The 16605-nt window shown below is 68.7% G+C and carries 15 protein-coding genes and 1 tRNA gene; 6 read left to right on the forward strand and 10 right to left on the reverse strand.

Annotated elements, in window-relative coordinates; translation table 11 throughout:
• The coding region (gene mobF, locus VHU88_19985) for a MobF family relaxase (GenBank protein HEX3613979.1) at nt 1–1355 on the forward strand (1355 nt) is incomplete at its 5' end.
• 386 nt (nt 1356–1741) lie between these two features.
• On the opposite strand, the gene VHU88_19990 is transcribed toward mobF, so the two are convergent.
• A complete protein-coding gene (locus VHU88_19990) occupies nt 1742–2419 on the reverse strand; it encodes a hypothetical protein (protein ID HEX3613980.1) in 678 nt (225 codons plus the stop codon).
• 49 nt (nt 2420–2468) lie between these two features.
• On the opposite strand from VHU88_19990, the gene VHU88_19995 reads away from it, so the two are divergent.
• On the forward strand, nt 2469–2813 hold the full coding sequence (locus VHU88_19995; GenBank protein ID HEX3613981.1) for a tyrosine-type recombinase/integrase: 345 nt from the start codon (nt 2469–2471) through the stop codon (nt 2811–2813).
• 83 nt (nt 2814–2896) lie between these two features.
• Here the strand turns inward: VHU88_19995 and VHU88_20000 are convergent.
• The 9 genes from VHU88_20000 to dnaA all read right to left on the reverse strand — a co-directional run bounded on the left by VHU88_20000 (nt 2897) and on the right by dnaA (nt 14495).
• Nucleotides 2897–2971 (reverse strand) — tRNA-Ile (locus VHU88_20000).
• Nucleotides 2972–3105: 134 nt separating this feature from the next.
• Nucleotides 3106–3606 carry a DUF3566 domain-containing protein gene (locus VHU88_20005; GenBank protein ID HEX3613982.1) on the reverse strand — a complete coding sequence of 167 codons (501 nt, stop codon included), beginning with the start codon at nt 3604–3606 and terminating at the stop codon, nt 3106–3108.
• A 224-nt stretch (nt 3607–3830) separates the two neighbouring features.
• On the reverse strand, nt 3831–6425 hold the full coding sequence (gene gyrA / locus VHU88_20010) for a DNA gyrase subunit A (GenBank protein HEX3613983.1): 2595 nt from the start codon (nt 6423–6425) through the stop codon (nt 3831–3833).
• Nucleotides 6426–6474: 49 nt separating this feature from the next.
• Complete coding sequence (gyrB, locus tag VHU88_20015) at nt 6475–8481, reverse strand: DNA topoisomerase (ATP-hydrolyzing) subunit B (protein ID HEX3613984.1); 2007 nt, start codon at nt 8479–8481, stop codon at nt 6475–6477.
• Nucleotides 8482–8913: 432 nt separating this feature from the next.
• The gene (locus VHU88_20020; protein HEX3613985.1) at nt 8914–9444 is read right to left on the reverse strand and encodes a DciA family protein; all 531 of its coding nucleotides are present in this window, start codon (nt 9442–9444) and stop codon (nt 8914–8916) included.
• Nucleotides 9434–10564: a DNA replication/repair protein RecF gene (gene recF / locus VHU88_20025; protein ID HEX3613986.1), complete on the reverse strand. Its 1131-nt coding sequence runs from the start codon at nt 10562–10564 to the stop codon at nt 9434–9436. Before recF ends, VHU88_20020 begins: the two co-directional genes overlap by 11 nt.
• Nucleotides 10565–10583: 19 nt before the next feature.
• Complete coding sequence (gnd, locus tag VHU88_20030) at nt 10584–11465, reverse strand: decarboxylating 6-phosphogluconate dehydrogenase (GenBank protein HEX3613987.1); 882 nt, start codon at nt 11463–11465, stop codon at nt 10584–10586.
• Nucleotides 11466–11515: 50 nt separating this feature from the next.
• On the reverse strand, nt 11516–12640 hold the full coding sequence (gene dnaN / locus VHU88_20035) for a DNA polymerase III subunit beta (GenBank protein ID HEX3613988.1): 1125 nt from the start codon (nt 12638–12640) through the stop codon (nt 11516–11518).
• Nucleotides 12641–13070: 430 nt separating this feature from the next.
• The gene (gene dnaA, locus VHU88_20040; protein HEX3613989.1) at nt 13071–14495 is read right to left on the reverse strand and encodes a chromosomal replication initiator protein DnaA; all 1425 of its coding nucleotides are present in this window, start codon (nt 14493–14495) and stop codon (nt 13071–13073) included.
• 363 nt (nt 14496–14858) lie between these two features.
• On the opposite strand from dnaA, the gene rpmH reads away from it, so the two are divergent.
• Genes rpmH through yidC form a run of 4 tightly spaced genes read left to right on the forward strand, consistent with a single transcriptional unit; the run spans nt 14859 to nt 16586 of the window.
• Complete coding sequence (gene rpmH / locus VHU88_20045; protein HEX3613990.1) at nt 14859–14996, forward strand: 50S ribosomal protein L34; 138 nt, start codon at nt 14859–14861, stop codon at nt 14994–14996.
• A 5-nt stretch (nt 14997–15001) separates the two neighbouring features.
• Nucleotides 15002–15358, forward strand: coding sequence for a ribonuclease P protein component (rnpA, locus tag VHU88_20050; GenBank protein ID HEX3613991.1), 357 nt, complete (start codon nt 15002–15004; stop codon nt 15356–15358).
• Complete coding sequence (gene yidD, locus VHU88_20055) at nt 15355–15627, forward strand: membrane protein insertion efficiency factor YidD (protein ID HEX3613992.1); 273 nt, start codon at nt 15355–15357, stop codon at nt 15625–15627. Before rnpA ends, yidD begins: the two co-directional genes overlap by 4 nt.
• Entirely contained in the window at nt 15624–16586 is a 963-nt protein-coding gene (gene yidC, locus VHU88_20060) for a membrane protein insertase YidC (GenBank protein ID HEX3613993.1), read from the forward strand. The genes yidD and yidC overlap by 4 nt, the downstream gene beginning before the upstream one ends.
• Nucleotides 16587–16605 lie beyond the last annotated feature (19 nt).

Below are 16605 nucleotides of genomic sequence, written 5' to 3' on the forward strand. Positions count from 1 at the left end.
CGCTCGGCGACGGCGGGCTGCGGCCCGGGGAGATCGTGACCGAGAAGGCGATGGCCTCCGTGTACGGCAAAGGGTCCGACCCGGTCACCGGCGAGCAGCTCGGCCGGCCGTATCCGACGTTCAAGTCCGCCGCCGGGCGGATTGCCGACGCGGTTGCCGGCCTCCCCGCCGAGCTGTCGGAGGAGGCCCGGGCGGCGGCGGTCGCCGGGATCGAGGCGCATGTGAAGGCCAACCCGTCCCGGTCCGCGGTGGCGGGGTTCGATCTGACGTTCACGGTGCCGAAGTCGGCGAGCGTGCTCTGGGCCCTCGGCGAGGAGACCGTCCAGGCAGAGGTGGTCGGCGCGCACCGGGCAGCGATCGACGGGGTGCTCGAGCTCATCGAGGACCGGTTCCTGCACACCCGGATCGGGGCGCAGTCCTGCGCCCAGGTCCCGGCGCGGGGGTTGATCGCGGCCGCGTTCGATCACTTCGACTCCCGGGCCGGTGACCCGCACCTGCACACCCACGTCGTGGTCGCCAACAAAGTGCAGGGCCCGGACGGGCAGTGGCGCTCAGTGGACGGGCAGGAGCTCTACCGCGCCGCGGTCGCCCTGTCCGAGGTCTACAACGACCTGTTCGCCGACCAACTCGCCCAGCGCCTGCCGGTCACGTGGTCCTGGCGCGAACGCGGACCGCGGAGTTCGCCGGTGTTCGAGATCGACGGCGTCGACGACGACCTGCTCGCCGTCTTCTCCCAACGCTCAGTCCAGATCAGCGCCCAGCTGGAGGACCTGGTCGCCGACTTCACCGCCGAGCGCGGCCGCGAGCCATCGCGGGCGGAGGTGCTGCGCCTGCGGCAGCGCGCGACCCTGGTCACCCGCCCCGAAAAGGAGATCCACCCGCTTGCCGAGCTGCGTGACACGTGGCGGGCAACCGCTACCGCCGCGACTGGTAAGCGCCCGGCCGAACTCGTCGACCCGGCGCTCACCAGCACGCAATTCGCCGCGCTGGCAATTGAGAACGGCTTAGCGGTCGACACCGGAGCCGACCCGGCGGCGCTTGCCGAGGCCGTCCTGGCCGGGGTCGCGGTGCGCCGGCCGACCTGGACCCGGGCGAATCTGCTCGCCGAGGCAGCCCGCGCCACCCGCCACCTGCGCCTCACCGACCCGGCACAGCGGATCGCGCTGCTCGACCAGGTCGTCGAGGCCACCCTGGCGCGGTGCGTCGCGCTGGATCCGCCGGAGCTGTTCCGCACCCGCAGAAGTTCCGTCGCCTGGACGGCACCAGCGTCTTCGACCGGCCGTCGGAGGCCGCGTTCACCACCACCGCGGTCCTCGATGCCGAAGCCCGGCTGCTGGCCGCGATGGCGGACCTGACCGGACCGGCCGTCCCGGCCGCGGTCCTGGAGCCGCTGGACCGGCCGATGCCCGGGCAGCGCCTGTCCCCGGACCAGCACGCCGCGATCGTGGGCATCGCCACCTCCGCCCGCCGCCTGGACGTCCTCATCGGACCGGCCGGGACCGGGAAAACCAAGACCCTCGCGGTCCTGACCCGCGCTTGGGCCCACACGCACGGCCCCGATTCCGTGCTCGGGCTCGCCGCCTCCGCCGCGGCGGCCGCCCAACTCTCCCTCTCGTTGCGGATCCCGTGCGAGAACACCGCCAAGTGGCTCCACGACCACAACCATCCCCGCACGCCCGCGCCCGGGGCGGCCCCTTCAGTACTTGCCGAACCGGTTGCCGGCATGCTTGCCGGGCTGGCATCAGCGCAGGTCAACGGCCCGGGGTCGATGCGCGCCGGGATGCTCGTCATCGTCGATGAGGCCTCGCTTGCCTCCACCGCGCACCTCCACGCCCTCATCGGTCACGTGACCGCAGCCGGGGCGAAGCTGCTGCTGGTCGGGGACCACCACCAGCTCGACGCCGTCGACGCCGGCGGTGGGTTCGCGCTCCTCGCCGAGACCGCGATCGAGTCCGGCACCGGCCACTCCCTCGACGCGCTCTGGCGCTTCACCAACCGCTGGGAAGCCGACGCCACCCGCGCTCTCCGCACCGGCGACCCCGCCGTCATCGCCACCTACGCCGATCGCGGCCGGGTGCTCGACGGCGACACCGCGGCGATGACCGAGTCCGCCTACCGCGCCTGGCAGGCCGACCTGATCGCGGGCAAGACCACCCTGCTGATCGCACCCGACCGAGACACCGTCACCGCGCTGAATCTGCGCGCCCGCGAGGACCGCCTCATCGCCGGTCAGGTCGCCGGCCCCGAGGTCGGCTTGCAGGACGGCACCGCCTGTGCGGCTGGGGACTGGATCATCACCCGGCAGAACGACCGACGCCTCCGCATCCCCGACGGCGGGCACGTGCGCAACGGCGCCACCTGGACCGTCACCGCCGTCCACCCGGACGGCACCCTCGACGCCGTCCCGCGCGAACCCCACGACCTTCCGGGCGCTGCGCCGGCGCCGGAGCGAGCAGGCCGCCGACCGCATCGCCAGCGGCCCTTCGTGGCCCGACTCCGACTTCGTGTTCACTACCCGCCACGGCACCCCGATCGAACCGCGCAACCTGGCCCGCAGCTTCGAACGGATCGTCGCCGCGGCCGAACTGCCGCGGATACGTCTGCACGACCTCCGCCACATGTGCGCGTCGTTCCTGGCCTACTTGCGGGTGCCTCCGCGAACGATCATGGAGATCCTCGGACACAGCCAGATCGCGGTGACCATGAACGTCTGCACCCACGTCACATCGGACGAGCAGCGCGCCGCGATGCGCCTGATGGACCAACTCCTGGACCAGGGGAAACCCCCGGTCACCAAGGGCGACTCGGGATGACGTTGCCGTCAGCGTTGCCGTCAAACAGGGCCCGACAGCGAAAAGGACACCCGTGGAATCCACGGGTGCCCAGGTCAGCGGGGTGGGCCTAGATGGACTTGAACCATCGACCTCTTCCTTATCAGGGAAGCGCTCTAACCGAGCTGAGCTATAGGCCCGAGGGCTGCCGAGCGTGGGCGCGCGAGTTCGCTCCCGCGCCACGTTCCTGACCGCCGGTCGAAGATACAGCAACGCAGCGGGCCCCTCCCAATCGGTTGGGAAGGGCCCGAAGAATCTGCAGGTGGGACGGCGGTCACTCTTCTTCGGCGAGAGTCATCTCGAGGCCACCCACGAGCTCGGTGGAGAGGTTGTAGAGGTAGCTCGCCAGGGTCGCCAGCGCGGTGATCATGATCGTGTTGACCAGCGCCAGGATCGTCGCGATGCCCATCACGCGGGGCAGCGAGAAGAACGAGACCACGTTGAAGCCGGAGGAGTTCGCGCCCCCGCTGACGTCGCTGACGGTGTGGCCGACGCTGGAGAACACGCCCATCACGTCGAGGGCCGTCCAGAGCAGCGCCACCGCGACCATGAACACCAGGCCGAGGGCGACCGAGAACAGGAACGACACCTTCATCATCGACCACGGGTCGACGTTGACGACCTTCAGGCGGGCCCGGCGTACGCGCGGGGCACGCCCACCGGTGGTCTCGGTACTGCGGGAACGGCCAAGCCGGGAGCGCGGGATCGGGGCCTCGTCGGAGACGGCCTCGGTCTCCGCAGTGCCCTTGACGCGGGCGGCCGTCCTGGCCTTCACGGAGGTCCAGCCGGCTCTCGCGGCAGGGTGTGTGGGCGCCGCTTCCGGCTCAGGCTTGGGGGCCCTGCCGAACGGACGGTCGCTCACCGAATCGGCAACCACAATTCCGACCCCTGCCCCGGGACCGATGCCCGAAACCTGAGGAGTGCTCTCGGAGTTGCCCCGGATACGGCCCAGAGCGCGCCCGAATCCCGGGCGCTCCTCCTTGGGGCTGTCGTCCACGCCTAACCCTCCTGGTCTGCAGCGCCCCCCTCGGCGCCGCCATGGTCGTCTGAACCGACCGGGCGCGCGTCGCCCTCAACCCCCGCCTCGGGCTGCTCTGGTTCCGCAGAGCCCGCTTCGGTCTCCGAGTCCTCGTCGACCGAGTCCTCAGCGTTGCGCGCGATCGCCACCACACTGTCGCCGTCGGCCACGTCGATCAGCCGCACGCCCATGGTGGCACGTCCGGTACGCCTCAGGGTCACAGTTGTGATAACCGTACGTAGGACGCCGCCATTTGACGTGATTACGAACAATTGTTCACCCTCAACGACTATCAAGGCGCCCACCAGCTCGCCTCGATCGTCGGTCGTTCTGGCAGCTTGTGTCCCATATCCACCGCGTTGTTGCACCCGGTACTCGTCGACGTCGGTCCGCTTGACATAACCGTTCGCCGTCGCGACCACCAGGTCCGAACCCGGCCGGACCAGCGCCAGCGACAGAACGGCGTCGTCGTCCTTGAGGTTCATGCCACGCACGCCACCGGTGGCCCGGCCCATCGGACGCAGCGCGTCGTCGTCGGCGGTGAACCGGATCGACATGGCCTTGCGGCTGACCAGCAGCACGTCGTCGGTGGGGGAGACGAGCAGCGCGCCGATCACCTCGTCGTCCTCGCGCAGGTTGATGGCGATGACGCCGCCCTGCCGCGCGGAGTCGTACTCGCCCAGCGGGGTCTTCTTCACCTGCCCGCCGCGGGTCGCCAGCAGCAGGTACGGCGCGACCGCGTAGTCGCGCAGGTACATGACCTGGGCGATCTTCTCGTCGGGCTGGAAAGCCAAGAGATTCGCTACGTGCATGCCTTTGGCGTCGCGTCCGGAGTCCGGCAGCTCGTAGGTCTTCGCCCGGTACACCCGGCCTTTGTTCGTGAAGAACAGCACCCAGTGATGGGTGGTCGTCACGAAGAAGTGCTCGACGATGTCGTCCTGCCGCAGCGTGGCCCCGCGCACGCCCTTGCCGCCGCGCCGCTGGGAGCGGTAGAGGCTGGCGGAGGTCCGCTTCACATAACCGCCACGGGTGATCGTGACGACCATGTCCTCCTCGGCGATCAGATCTTCCATGGAGACGTCGCCGTCCCAGGGCATGATCTGCGTCCGTCGCTCGTCGCCGTACTTCTCCACGGTGGCGGCGAGCTCGTCGGAGATGATCTGCCGCTGCCGGCCCTCCGAGTCCAGGATCGCGTTGAACTCCGCGATCATCGCCATGAGTTCCTCGTACTCGTCGAGGAGCTTCTGCCGTTCCAGGGCCGCCAATCGACGCAACTGCATGTCGAGGATCGCCGTGGCCTGCAGCTCGTCGATCTCCAGCAGCGCCATCAAGCCGGTGCGGGCGTCCTCGACCGAGGCGCTGGCCCGGATCAGCGCGATGACCTCGTCGAGTGCGTCCAGAGCCTTGAGCAACGCGCGCAGGATGTGGGCCCGGGCCTCGGCCTTGCGCAGCCGGAACCTGGTGCGCCGGACGATGACCTCGATCTGGTGCGCGACCCAGTGCCGGACGAACGCGTCCAGGGTGAGAGTGCGCGGCACGCCGTCGACCAGCGCGAGCATGTTCGCGCCGAAGGTCTCCTGCAGCTGGGTGTGCTTGTAGAGGTTGTTCAGCACGACCTGGGCGACGGCGTCGCGCTTGAGCACGATCACCAGGCGCTGGCCGGTTCGGGCCGAGGTTTCGTCGTTCAGCTCCGCGATGCCCGCGACCTTGCCGTCGCTCACGAGCTCAGCGATCTTCTGCGCGAGGTTGTCCGGGTTGACCTGGTAGGGGAGTGCGCTGACGACCAGCTGGGTGCGGCCCTTGCTGTTCTCCTCGACCTCCACGACCGCGCGCATCGTGATCGAGCCGCGGCCGGTGGTGTACGCGTCGCGGATCCCGCGCAAGCCAACGATGTAGGCGCCGGTCGGGAAGTCCGGGCCCTTCACCCGTTCGAGCAGCGCGGCGAGCAACTCCTCCTTCGAGGCCTGCGGGTTCGCCAGGTACCACTGCACGCCCTCGGCGATCTCGCGCAGGTTGTGCGGCGGGATGTTGGTCGCCATGCCGACGGCGATACCGGCCGAGCCGTTGACCAACAGGTTCGGGAACCGGGCCGGCAGGACGTTCGGTTCCTGCTGCCGGCCGTCGTAGTTGTCGGAGAAATCGACGGTGTCCTCGTCGATGTCCCGGAGCATCTCCATCGCCAACGGCGCCAGGCGGCACTCGGTGTACCGCATGGCGGCGGCCGGGTCGTTGCCCGGAGACCCGAAGTTGCCGTTGCCGTCGACCAGCGGCATCCGCAGCGACCACGGCTGCGCCAGGCGGACCAGGGCGTCGTAGATCGCCGAGTCGCCGTGCGGGTGGTAGCTGCCCATGACGTCGCCGACGATGCGGGCGCACTTGTTGTAGCCCCGGTCGGGTCGGTACCCACCGTCGTACATCGCGTAGAGGACCCGACGGTGCACCGGCTTCAGACCGTCGCGCACGTCGGGCAGCGCGCGACCGACGATCACGCTCATCGCGTAGTCGAGATAGCTTCGCTGCATCTCGACCTCGAGCCCGACCGGCTCGACGCGGCCGCCGGGGGGCGGACCCGTCATTTCCTCAGTCACAAAGAATTCCTCGGTGGAGATAGGATCTGACGGCTGGTCAGATATCCAGGAAGCGGACGTCCTTCGCGTTGCGCTGGATGAAGCTGCGCCGGGCCTCGACGTCCTCGCCCATCAGCACGCTGAACAACTCGTCGGCCATCGCGGCCTCGTCGAGGGTGACCTGGAGCAGCACCCGGGACATCGGGTCCATCGTGGTGTCCCACAGTTCCTTGGCCGGCATCTCACCCAGCCCCTTGAACCGCTGGATGCCGTCCTCCTTGGGCATCTTGCGGCCGGCCGCGGCCCCAGCGGCGAGCAGCGCATCGCGCTCGCGGTCGGAGTAGGCGTACTCCGCGTTGTCCTTGCCGCCGGGCCATTTCAGCTTGTAGAGCGGCGGCTGGGCCAGGTACACGTGACCGGCCTCCACCAGCGGCTTCATGAAGCGGAACAACAAGGTGAGCAGCAGCGTGCGGATGTGCTGGCCGTCGACGTCGGCGTCGGCCATCAGGACGATCTTGTGATACCGCAGCTTGTTGATGTCGAACTCGTCGTGGATGCCGGTGCCGAGGGCGGTGATGATCGCCTGGACCTCGGTGTTCGCGAGCACGCGGTCGATGCGGGACTTCTCGACGTTGAGGATCTTGCCGCGGATCGGCAGGATCGCCTGGGTCATCGGGTCGCGGCCACCGACCGCGCTGCCGCCGGCCGAGTCGCCCTCGACGACGAACACCTCGCAGTGCTCGGGTTCGTTCGACTGACAGTCCCGCAGTTTTCCGGGCATGCCGCCACCGGTAAGCAGCCCCTTGCGGTTCCGGGCCAGATCGCGAGCCTTGCGTGCCGCGATCCGGGCGGTGGCCGCGTCGATCGACTTCCGGGCGATCTGCTTGCCCTCGGTGGGGTTCTTCTCCAGCCACTCGCCGAACCGGTCGTTCAGCACGGTCTGCACGAACGTCCGTGCCTCGGTGTTGCCCAGCTTGGTCTTGGTCTGACCCTCGAACTGGGGTTCGCTCAGCTTGATCGAGACGATCGCGGTCAGGCCCTCGCGGATGTCCTCACCGGTGAGGTTCTGGTCCTTCTCCCTGAGCAGGTTCTGGGCGCGCGCGAACTTGTTGATCAACGAGGTGAGCGAGGAGCGGAAGCCCTCCTCGTGGGCGCCGCCCTCGTGGGTGTTGATCGTGTTCGCGAAGGTGAACACCGACTCGTTGAACGTCGGGTTCCACTGCATGGCGATCTCGAGCGCCATACCGCGATCGGTGTCCTCGGACTCGAAGAACAGGATCGTCGGGTGCGAGACACCCTTCACGGCGTTCAGATGGGCGACGTAGTCGACGATTCCACCGGAGTACATGTACTCGACGCTGCGGACGTGGTCCTCGACGTCCTCGTGCCCGGGCCGCTCGTCGGTGAGCGCAATCGTCAGGCCCCGGTTGAGGAACGCCATCTCCTCGAATCGGCGGCGCAGGGTCTCGAAGGTGTACTCGACCGTGTCGAAGATCGACTCGTCGGCCCAGAAGGTGACGACGGTGCCGGTCTCATCGGTCGGCGCACCCTGGGCCAGCGGAGCGGTCGGGGCACCGCCGGCGTAGGACTGCGTCCACATGTAGCCGTCGCGACAGATCTCGACGTCGAGCCGCGTGGACAAGGCATTGACCACAGAGACACCGACGCCGTGCAGGCCGCCGGAGACCGTGTAGCCACCGCCGCCGAACTTGCCGCCCGCGTGCAGGACGGTCAGCACGACCTCGACAGCGGGCCTCTGCTCGACCGGGTGCATGTCGACCGGGATGCCACGGCCGTTGTCGCGAACCCGGACACCGCCGTCGGCGAGGATCGTGACGTCGACCCGGGTGCAGTAGCCGGCCAGGGCCTCGTCCACGGCGTTGTCCACAACCTCGTACACGAGGTGGTGCAGACCGCGCTCGCCAGTCGATCCGATGTACATGCTGGGACGTTTGCGAACCGCTTCCAGACCCTCCAGCACGGTGATCGTGCTGGCGTCGTAGGAATGCGCGACCGCCGTCCCGTTGAACCCACCGCCCGTTCCCGGATCCGGAGCGTCGGGCAGGACCGCCACGCCCGGCGCAGCTTGTTCGACCACCAGCGGTGCGTCCCCTCGGTAGTTCTGCCTTCGTCGCCGGAGGCACCCAGCGACCAGCGCCCCACCGAGAGAATCTCGGCGGGTCGCGCACGACAGTCGGGTGCCCCGGCGTTCCGGGATTCTGTCTCAGATTCTATCGTCTTTCGGCGGGTCGCATCGCCACGACGGGCTCGAATCGAGCCACAGACGCAGTTCACCCCCGGGTCGGTGTCCCCCCACGAGGGAGATCACGGCGAACTCTGTGGCGGCGAATCGCTGTTGTCCCCACAGTTCTGTCCACAGCTGTGGACAACACTGGGGACAACACGGTTGACGACCCGCCGACGGCTCAGTTCACCCGGCAGTGCACATCGTCGGGTTGCTGGCAACACGTGCTCCTTCGTTGCGCGCTTGCCTCAGTCACCCGTACGTGTCCCGCGGCCCACGGCTGTCGCGGGCCCGCAGCGGGCCCTTGACCCAGTTCGGCGCGGCCGGGCCGCGGACGTCCAGGCGGGTCACGGTGTTGTGCCCGAGTTCGGTGTTCAACCGGCGCAGGATGTCCGGGGCCATCAGCCGCAGCTGGGTCGCCCAGGCCGTGGAGACCGCGCGCACCACCAGCACCCCGTCGGTGAGCGACTCGGCCTCCGTCCGCTCGGCGATGTCCGACCCGACCAGCTCCGGCCAGCGGTCGACCACCCCGACGGCCTCGGCCGGCGCGGTCCAGCCGCGGTCGGTCACCAGCCGGCCGAGCACGGCACCGAACAACTGGGGGTCGCGGGACTCGTCGCCGCGGACTCGGACCACCGGACTTGCGGGTCGCCGGGTCCGGCGCGGGGTGGTCTTCCGGGCGCGGTCGCGGGCATCGGCCAGGGCTGCGCGGGCCAGGTCGAGACCGGCGGGTTGGTCCGGAGCAGCCGGGGGAGCGGCTGGGGTCTGTTCGTCATCGGACACGGCTGACCACCCCCTCGAGCACCTGGTACCGGGCGCCGGCCAGCTCCTCGGGGACGTCCTCCGGCACGGCCGCGGTGACCAGCACCTGCTCGGCGCCGGCGACCAGGTGCGCCAGGCGGCCACGTCGTTGCGAGTCCAGCTCGGCGAACACGTCGTCGAGGATCAGCACCGGGTCGGTGCCCAGGGCGCTGCGCAGCAGTTCGTAGGCGGCCAGCCGAAGCGCCAGCGCGAACGACCAGCACTCCCCGTGGCTGGCATACCCGCGCGCCGGTAGCGGACCGAGGCTGAGTACCAGGTCGTCCCGGTGCGGCCCGAACAGGCTCAGGCCCCGGTCGAGTTCGGCGTTCCGGCTCGCGAGCAGCGCGGCCAGCAGGGCCGACTCCAACGCGGGCCGGTCCGGCTCCAGGTCGACATCCGCGCCCAGCGAGCTGCGATACGCCAGCGCCGCGGCCCCCCGGCCCGCACTGATCTCGTCGTAAGCCTTGGCCACCAACGGCTCCAGGGCCCTGACCAGCTTCAGCCGGGCGGCCAGCAGGTCCGCCCCGAAGGTCGCGAGCTGGCCGTCCCAGGCCTCGAGCGTGCGCAGATCGCCCCGGCCGGATCGGACGGCGGCGCCGGCTGACTTCAGTAACGCATTGCGCTGCTTGAGCACCCGGTCGTAGTCGCTCCGCACGCCGGCCACCCGCGGGGACAGCGCCACCAGCAGATCGTCGAGGAATCCGCGGCGGGCCGACGGGTCGCCCTTCACGATCTCCAGGTCGTCCGGGGCAAACAACACGGTGGCCAGCACCCCGAGCACCTGCCGCGGCCGCGACAGCACCGCCCGGTTGAGCTGCACCCGGTTTGCCTTGCCGGGCAGGATCTCGATCTCGACCAGCGCGCGGCGTTCGTCGCGGACCAGCCCGCACCGCAGCACGGCCTGGGATGCACCGAGTCGGACCAACGCCGAGTCGGTCGCGACCCGGTGGCTGCCCAGGGTCGAGGCGTAGCCGATGGCCTCGACCAGGTTGGTCTTGCCGGCGCCGTTGACGCCCAGGAACGCACTCGGCCCGGCCGGCAGTTCGATCTCGGCCGTGGCATAGGACCGGTAGTCGGTCAGCCCCAGGAACTCGACGTACATCTGGCCCGGTGGTCTGTGGTCAGGCGGGCGGACCGGAGGTGGTGACGGCGTGCCCGCCGAACTGCTGCCGCAAGGCGGCCACGACCTTCATCGCCGGCGACTCGTCCTGCCGCGAGGAGAACCGCGCGAACAGCGCCGCGCTGATCACCGGCATCGGCACCGCGTTGTCGATCGCCGCCTCCAGCGTCCAGCGGCCCTCGCCGGAGTCGTCGGCGCGGCCGCGCAACTCGTGCAGGTCCGGGTCGGCGTCCAGCGCCCGGTCCAGCAGGTCCAGCAACCAGGACTGGATGACCGTGCCCGAGCGCCAGGACTTGAAGGTGGCGGGCACGTTGGTCACCACGTCGGAGGCGGCGAGCAACTCGTAACCCTCGGCGTAGGCCTGCATCAGGCCGTACTCGATGCCGTTGTGGACCATTTTCGCGTAGTGCCCCGCACCGACCCCGCCGGCGTGCACGAATCCGAACTCACTGTCCGGCTTGAGGGTGTCGAAGATCGGCTGCAGCCGGGCGACGTCGGAGTCCGCGCCGCCGACCATCAATGCGTAGCCGTTCGTCTTGCCCCACACGCCACCGGAGACGCCGGCGTCGATGTAGCCGATGCCGCTCTTGGCCAGGTGGGCGGCGTTCTCGATGTCCTCGGTCCAGCGCGAGTTACCGCCGTCGATCACGACATCGCCGACGGAGAGCAGCTCACCGAGGGCGTGGACGGTGTCGCGGGTCGGCCCGCCGTGGGGGACCATCACCCAGATCGCGCGCGGTGCTTCCAGCGCGGCGACCAGGTCGGCGAGGTTCTTGACGTCGGCCAGCCCCGGGTCGTTGTCGAACCCGATGACCTGATGGCCGCCGGCCTCGAGGCGTGCCTTCATGTTGCCGCCCATGCGGCCGAGTCCGATCAGGCCCATCTGCATCGGTTACGTCTCCGATCTGTCCGCGACGGCGAGAGGTTCGAGATTCAGCCCGAGAGCCGGACCGGCATCAGCAGGTGCCGGTACTCGGCCGTCCTGGGATCTTCCTGCCCGCTCCCCCCGGTTATCACCGCAGGTTTCGTCGAGGTGGTGAATGACAGGCGAACCTGTGGGTCATCGAGTGCGTTCAAGCCGTCCAGCAGGTAGCCCGGGTTGAACGCGATTGCGATGTCCGAGCCCTCCAGACCGGCCTCGAGCGCCTCCGAGGCGGAGGCCTCGTCGCCGGAACCGGCCTCCAGGACGACCTCGCCCGCGCTGAACGTCAGCCGGACCGGGGTGTTGCGGTCGGCCACCAGCGAGACGCGGCGAACCGCCTCTACCAGCCGGGCGGTCTCGACCGTGGCGCAGGAGGAGTACTCGCTGGGCAGCAGCGAGCGGTACTTCGGGAAGTCGCCCTCCAGGAGCCGCGAGGTGGTGCGTCGGCCGTTACCGGCCAGCCCGACGAGCCCGGCGCCGGCGTTCCCGGTGGACAACGCGAACTCCACCTCGCCGCTCAACGACTTCGCCGTGTCGGACAGCGTCTTGGCCGGCACCAGCGCCTGCAGGGAGATGCCCTCCTGCTCCGGCTTCCAGCTGAACTCCCGCACGGCCAGCCGGTAGCGGTCGGTCGCGGCCAGCGTGACCTTCTCGCCCTCGATCTCGATGCGGATGCCGGTGAGGATCGGCAGGGTGTCGTCGCGGCCGGCGGCGACCGCGACCTGGGACACCGCGCCGGCGAGCACGTCGGCAGCCACGGACCCGGAACGGGTGGGCATGTCCGGCAGGGTCGGGTAGTCCTCGACCGGCAACGTCAGAAGGTTGAACTTCGCGCTGCCGCAGGTCATCAGCACCTTGGTTCCGTCGGTGCGGATGTCGACGGGCTTGTTGGGCAGGCTCTTGCAGATCTCGGCCAGCAACCGACCCGAGACCAGCACGCGGCCCTCGTCAGCCACCTCGGCCGACAGCTCCGCTCGGGCGCTGGTCTCGTAGTCGAAACCGGCCAGTGCCAAACCGTTGTCGTCCGCGGTCAGCAGCATGCCCGCGAGGACCGCGACCGGTGGCCGGACCGGCAGGCTGCGCGCAGTCCACGCGACTGCGTCGGTCAGCACGTCGCGTTCTACCCGGAACCTCATCGGACACCGCCCATCAACCGTCAGTTGCCCAGTGGCCGTTCAGTCTGTCAGTCGCCGCTCGCGATTGCGCGCACGGTCGCTTCTTGTAGTTCAGAAGTGGGGAGAAGAGAGGAACCGCCGTAGTAAGTAGGAGCGGTGGGAACTGTGGACAACCGAGAACGTGCAGGTCAGCGTGCCCCTCGCCGTGCACCGCCCTGTGCGTTCGTCCGGGGATGACAAGAAATGTCCGACTCGTACCGGTTCGTCCGGCTTGGTGTCGGGGATGTTCGTGCTGCGTCGTCCACCGGTCGGGCACACGGTGTCCCCAGGGCTGTTCACAAGAGGTTCATCGAGCGCGAGTACCTATCGCCCGAAGCTCTTAGGCAATTCTCAGTCCACAGGGTTGTTCACAGCTGTGGGTATGTGAGTGAGGCAGACCACACATCCGGGTTCACGCGTTGCGGTTCTGCTGTTTGATCCGCGCGGTGAGCTCGGCGATCTGGTTGTAGACGCTGGCCCGTTGGGCCATCAGGTCGCGGATCTTGCGCTCGGCATGCATGACCGTGGTGTGGTCGCGGCCGCCGAACGCCTGGCCGATCTTCGGCAGTGACATGTCGGTCATCTCGCGGCACAGATACATGGCCACCTGACGGGCCGTCACCAGCACTCGCGAGCGGGACTGTCCGCACAGGTCGTCGATGGTCAGCCCGTAGTACAGCGCGGTCTGGGTCATGATCGTGGCCATCGAGATCTCCGGGCCGGCCTGGTCGGCGAGGATGTCCTTCAGGACGATCTCGGCAAGCGACAGGTCGATCGGGGTCTTGTTCAGGCTGGCGAACGCGGTCACCCGGATCAGGGCGCCCTCGAGTTCGCGGATGTTCGCCGAGACCTTGTCGGCGATGTACTCCAGGACCTCCGGGGGGGCCACCGAGCCGTCCTGGGCGGCCTTCTTGCGCAGGATCGCGATCCGGGTCTCCAACTCGGGCGGCTGGACGTCGGTGATCAGGCCCCACTCGAACCGGTTGCGCAGCCGGTCCTCCAGCGTGACCAACTGCTTCGGGGCGCGGTCGGAGGAGATCACGATCTGCTTGTTCGCGTTGTGCAGCGTGTTGAACGTGTGGAAGAACTCCTCCTGGGTCTGCTCCTTGTTCTCCAGGAACTGGATGTCGTCCACGAGCAGGACGTCCACGGCGCGGTAGCGCGAGCGGAATCCTTCGCCGCGGCCGTCGCGGATCGAGTTGATGAAGTCGTTGGTGAACTCCTCGGAGCTCACGTAGCGCACGCGCATGCCGCGGAACAGGTTCGACGTGTAATGCCCGGCGGCATGGAGCAGGTGGGTCTTGCCCAACCCGGAGTGGCCGTAGATGAACAGCGGGTTGTACGCCTTGGCCGGTGCTTCGGCCACGGCGACCGCGGCTGCGTGTGCGAACCGATTGCTCGAACCGGTGACGAAGCTGTCGAAGACGTATTTGGGATTCAGTCGCGCGGCCGGCTCGGCGTTGATCTCGCCGAGCGCCAGCGCGGGGTCGCCCGGGGGAGTGCCCGACCCTGTCCCGGCTGTATGTGAATTGAACTCAGGTTTGTCGTCCTGCGGTTCGGCTTCTACCTCCGCGGGCGGGTCGTCCACCGTCACCGCGATGCGGACCTCACGGCCGGCAGCGGTGCTCAGCGAGCCGGCCAGCTCCTCCCGCATGCGGGTCTCGATCGCTTCTTTGGCGAAGTCGTGCGGGGCGCCGATCAGGAAGGTGCCCTCGACCATTCCGATGGGGCGGCTCAACCGGAGGAACGCCCGTTGGTTCTGCGGCAGTTGCACGACCCGGTCATCCTCGAGAGCCCTGGTCCAGAGGGCGGAGAGGTCCGGATCCGGAACAGTCACGGGGCGATCCTTAATTGGTGACAGGCGGGTTGCGCCGCGATGCTCCGCGGTCGGCCGGAGTCGCAGCTCGCTGAAGCCGGCGGTACGTCCGAATTATGTCTGTTCGTCCCGCTCTCGCACACAGCCGGCCGGGGTTTCCTCCGCCGTTGTCCACAGGATGATCCACAGTTGTGGAATCCCATCCACCGTCAGGTCGAAGGGCGCCGCGCGCGGCGGATCACACGAGTTTGACCGCCCAGTCCTGGGGTGCGTAACGTATGCGAGTCGTCCCCGCGACGGCATCCACCATGCTCGGCTCTTCGCCCACTGGAACAACGTTGTCCGTGGGTTCCGGCCGACGATGTGCAACAAGCGGAGTATCCAGTGAGCAAGCGCACGTTCCAGCCGAACAACCGTCGTCGTGCGAAGACACACGGGTTCCGGCTGCGCATGCGCACCCGAGCCGGCCGGGCGATCCTCACTGCGCGTCGTGCCAGGGGTCGCGCGAAACTCTCGGCCTGACCCTCGTGCTGGCCGCTGCCAACCGCCTCTGTGATCGCCGCGACTTCCAGCAGGTAGCTCGCCGCGGGCATCGGTCCGGGCGCGACTGTCTCGTCGTACAACTCTTCGCCGGCGCTGATCGCACCGACCAACCCCGGGTGGGTTTCGTGGTGGGTCGTGCGGTCGGCGGCGCCGTCGTCCGCAACCAGGTGAAGCGTCGGCTGCGTCATCACGTACGCCCGCACCTCGACCGACTGCCGGCCGGCTCGATGCTCGTGGTCCGGGCGAACCCGACCGCCGCTACCTGCTCCTCGGCCACGCTGGCCGCCGAGCTCGACCGCGGTCTTGGCAAGGTCCTGCGCCGGGTGGGCGGCGACCAGTGAGATTCCTCTTCCTCGGTCTGATCCGGCTGTACCAGGTGACGGTCAGTCCGTTGCTGGGCCCGCGCTGTCGTTTCTATCCCTCGTGCTCGCGGTATGCCTATGAGGCGTTCCGGCAGCACGGCACCGCGCGCGGCGCCTGGCTGACACTCCGTCGCCTGCTGCGGTGCCACCCATGGAACCCTGGTGGGATCGACGAGGTGCCGGCGCCGTCGGACCGATTCGGGCCCCGCCTACTCCCCGCCGAGCATCACCATGGAGGCTGCGGATGAAGATCTTCGATCCGCTGTACACCGCTGTCTCGTGGGTGATCCTGCACCTGCACGACGGGTTCCACACCATCGGCATGAGCCAGAGCTGGGCGTGGTCGCTGGCGATCGTCGGCCTGGTCATGCTCATCCGGATCGCGCTGATCCCGCTGTTCGTCAAGCAGATCCGCTCGATGCGGAACATGCAGGTGCTGCAGCCGGAGATCAAGAAGATCCAGGAGCGGTACAAGGGCGACCGGGAGCGGATCTCCCAGGAGCTGATGAAGCTCTACAAGGAGCACAACACCAACCCGTTGGCCAGTTGCCTGCCGGTGCTGGCCCAGTCGCCGTTCTTCCTGGCGCTCTACCGCGTACTGAGCAAGATCTCCGGCGGTCACCCGATCGGGGTGATCAAGGGTGCCGACGTCGACAGCGCGAAGAACGCGACCTTCTTCGGCGCGCACCTGTCGGACAAGTTCATCGGCGCGCACTCGGTGCACGTCCAGATCGTCACCGTGGTGATGATCCTGGCGATGTCCGGCTCGCAGTTCTACACGCAGCGGCAGCTGATGACGAAGAACATGCCGAAGGACACCTCAGGTACACCCAGCGCCTTCATGCAGCAGCAGAAGGTCATGATGTACCTGTTCCCGGTGATGTTCGGGGTCTTCGGCATCAACTTCCCGGTCGGCGTCCTGGTCTACTGGCTGGTCTCGAACTTCTGGTCGATGGGCCAGCAGCTGTACGTGATCCGCCGGATGCCTGCGGTCGGCAGCGTTGCGCACGAGGCGATGCTGCGTCGCAAGGGTGGCGGGGGAGACGAGGGCGACTCGCCGGCCAAGCGGCCGCAGAGCCCCGAAGGTGGTCCCGCCGCCGGCCCGGGGGCGAGCGACTCGGCCTCGCCCGAGGCACCGGCGCCCGGGGGTCGACAGCAGCCGCAGCGGCAGTCGCGTAGCCAGCGCGGCGGCGCCAAGAAGCGTTAGCGGTTTCCAAGGACAGGGA

The sequence above is a fragment of the Sporichthyaceae bacterium genome (assembly GCA_036269075.1).
Lineage (GTDB): Bacteria > Actinomycetota > Actinomycetes > Sporichthyales > Sporichthyaceae > DASQPJ01.

Coding starts and splice junctions, on each gene's coding strand:
- gyrA (HEX3613983.1), bottom strand. CDS start 6,425: ATGACGGGTCCGCCCCCCGGCGGCCGCGTCGAGCCGGTCGGGCTCGAG.
- recF (HEX3613986.1), bottom strand. CDS start 10,564: ATGTACGTCGAGTTCCTGGGGCTGACCGACTACCGGTCCTATGCCACG.
- gnd (HEX3613987.1), bottom strand. CDS start 11,465: ATGGGCCTGATCGGACTCGGCCGCATGGGCGGCAACATGAAGGCACGC.
- dnaN (HEX3613988.1), bottom strand. CDS start 12,640: ATGAGGTTCCGGGTAGAACGCGACGTGCTGACCGACGCAGTCGCGTGG.
- yidC (HEX3613993.1), top strand. CDS start 15,624: ATGAAGATCTTCGATCCGCTGTACACCGCTGTCTCGTGGGTGATCCTG.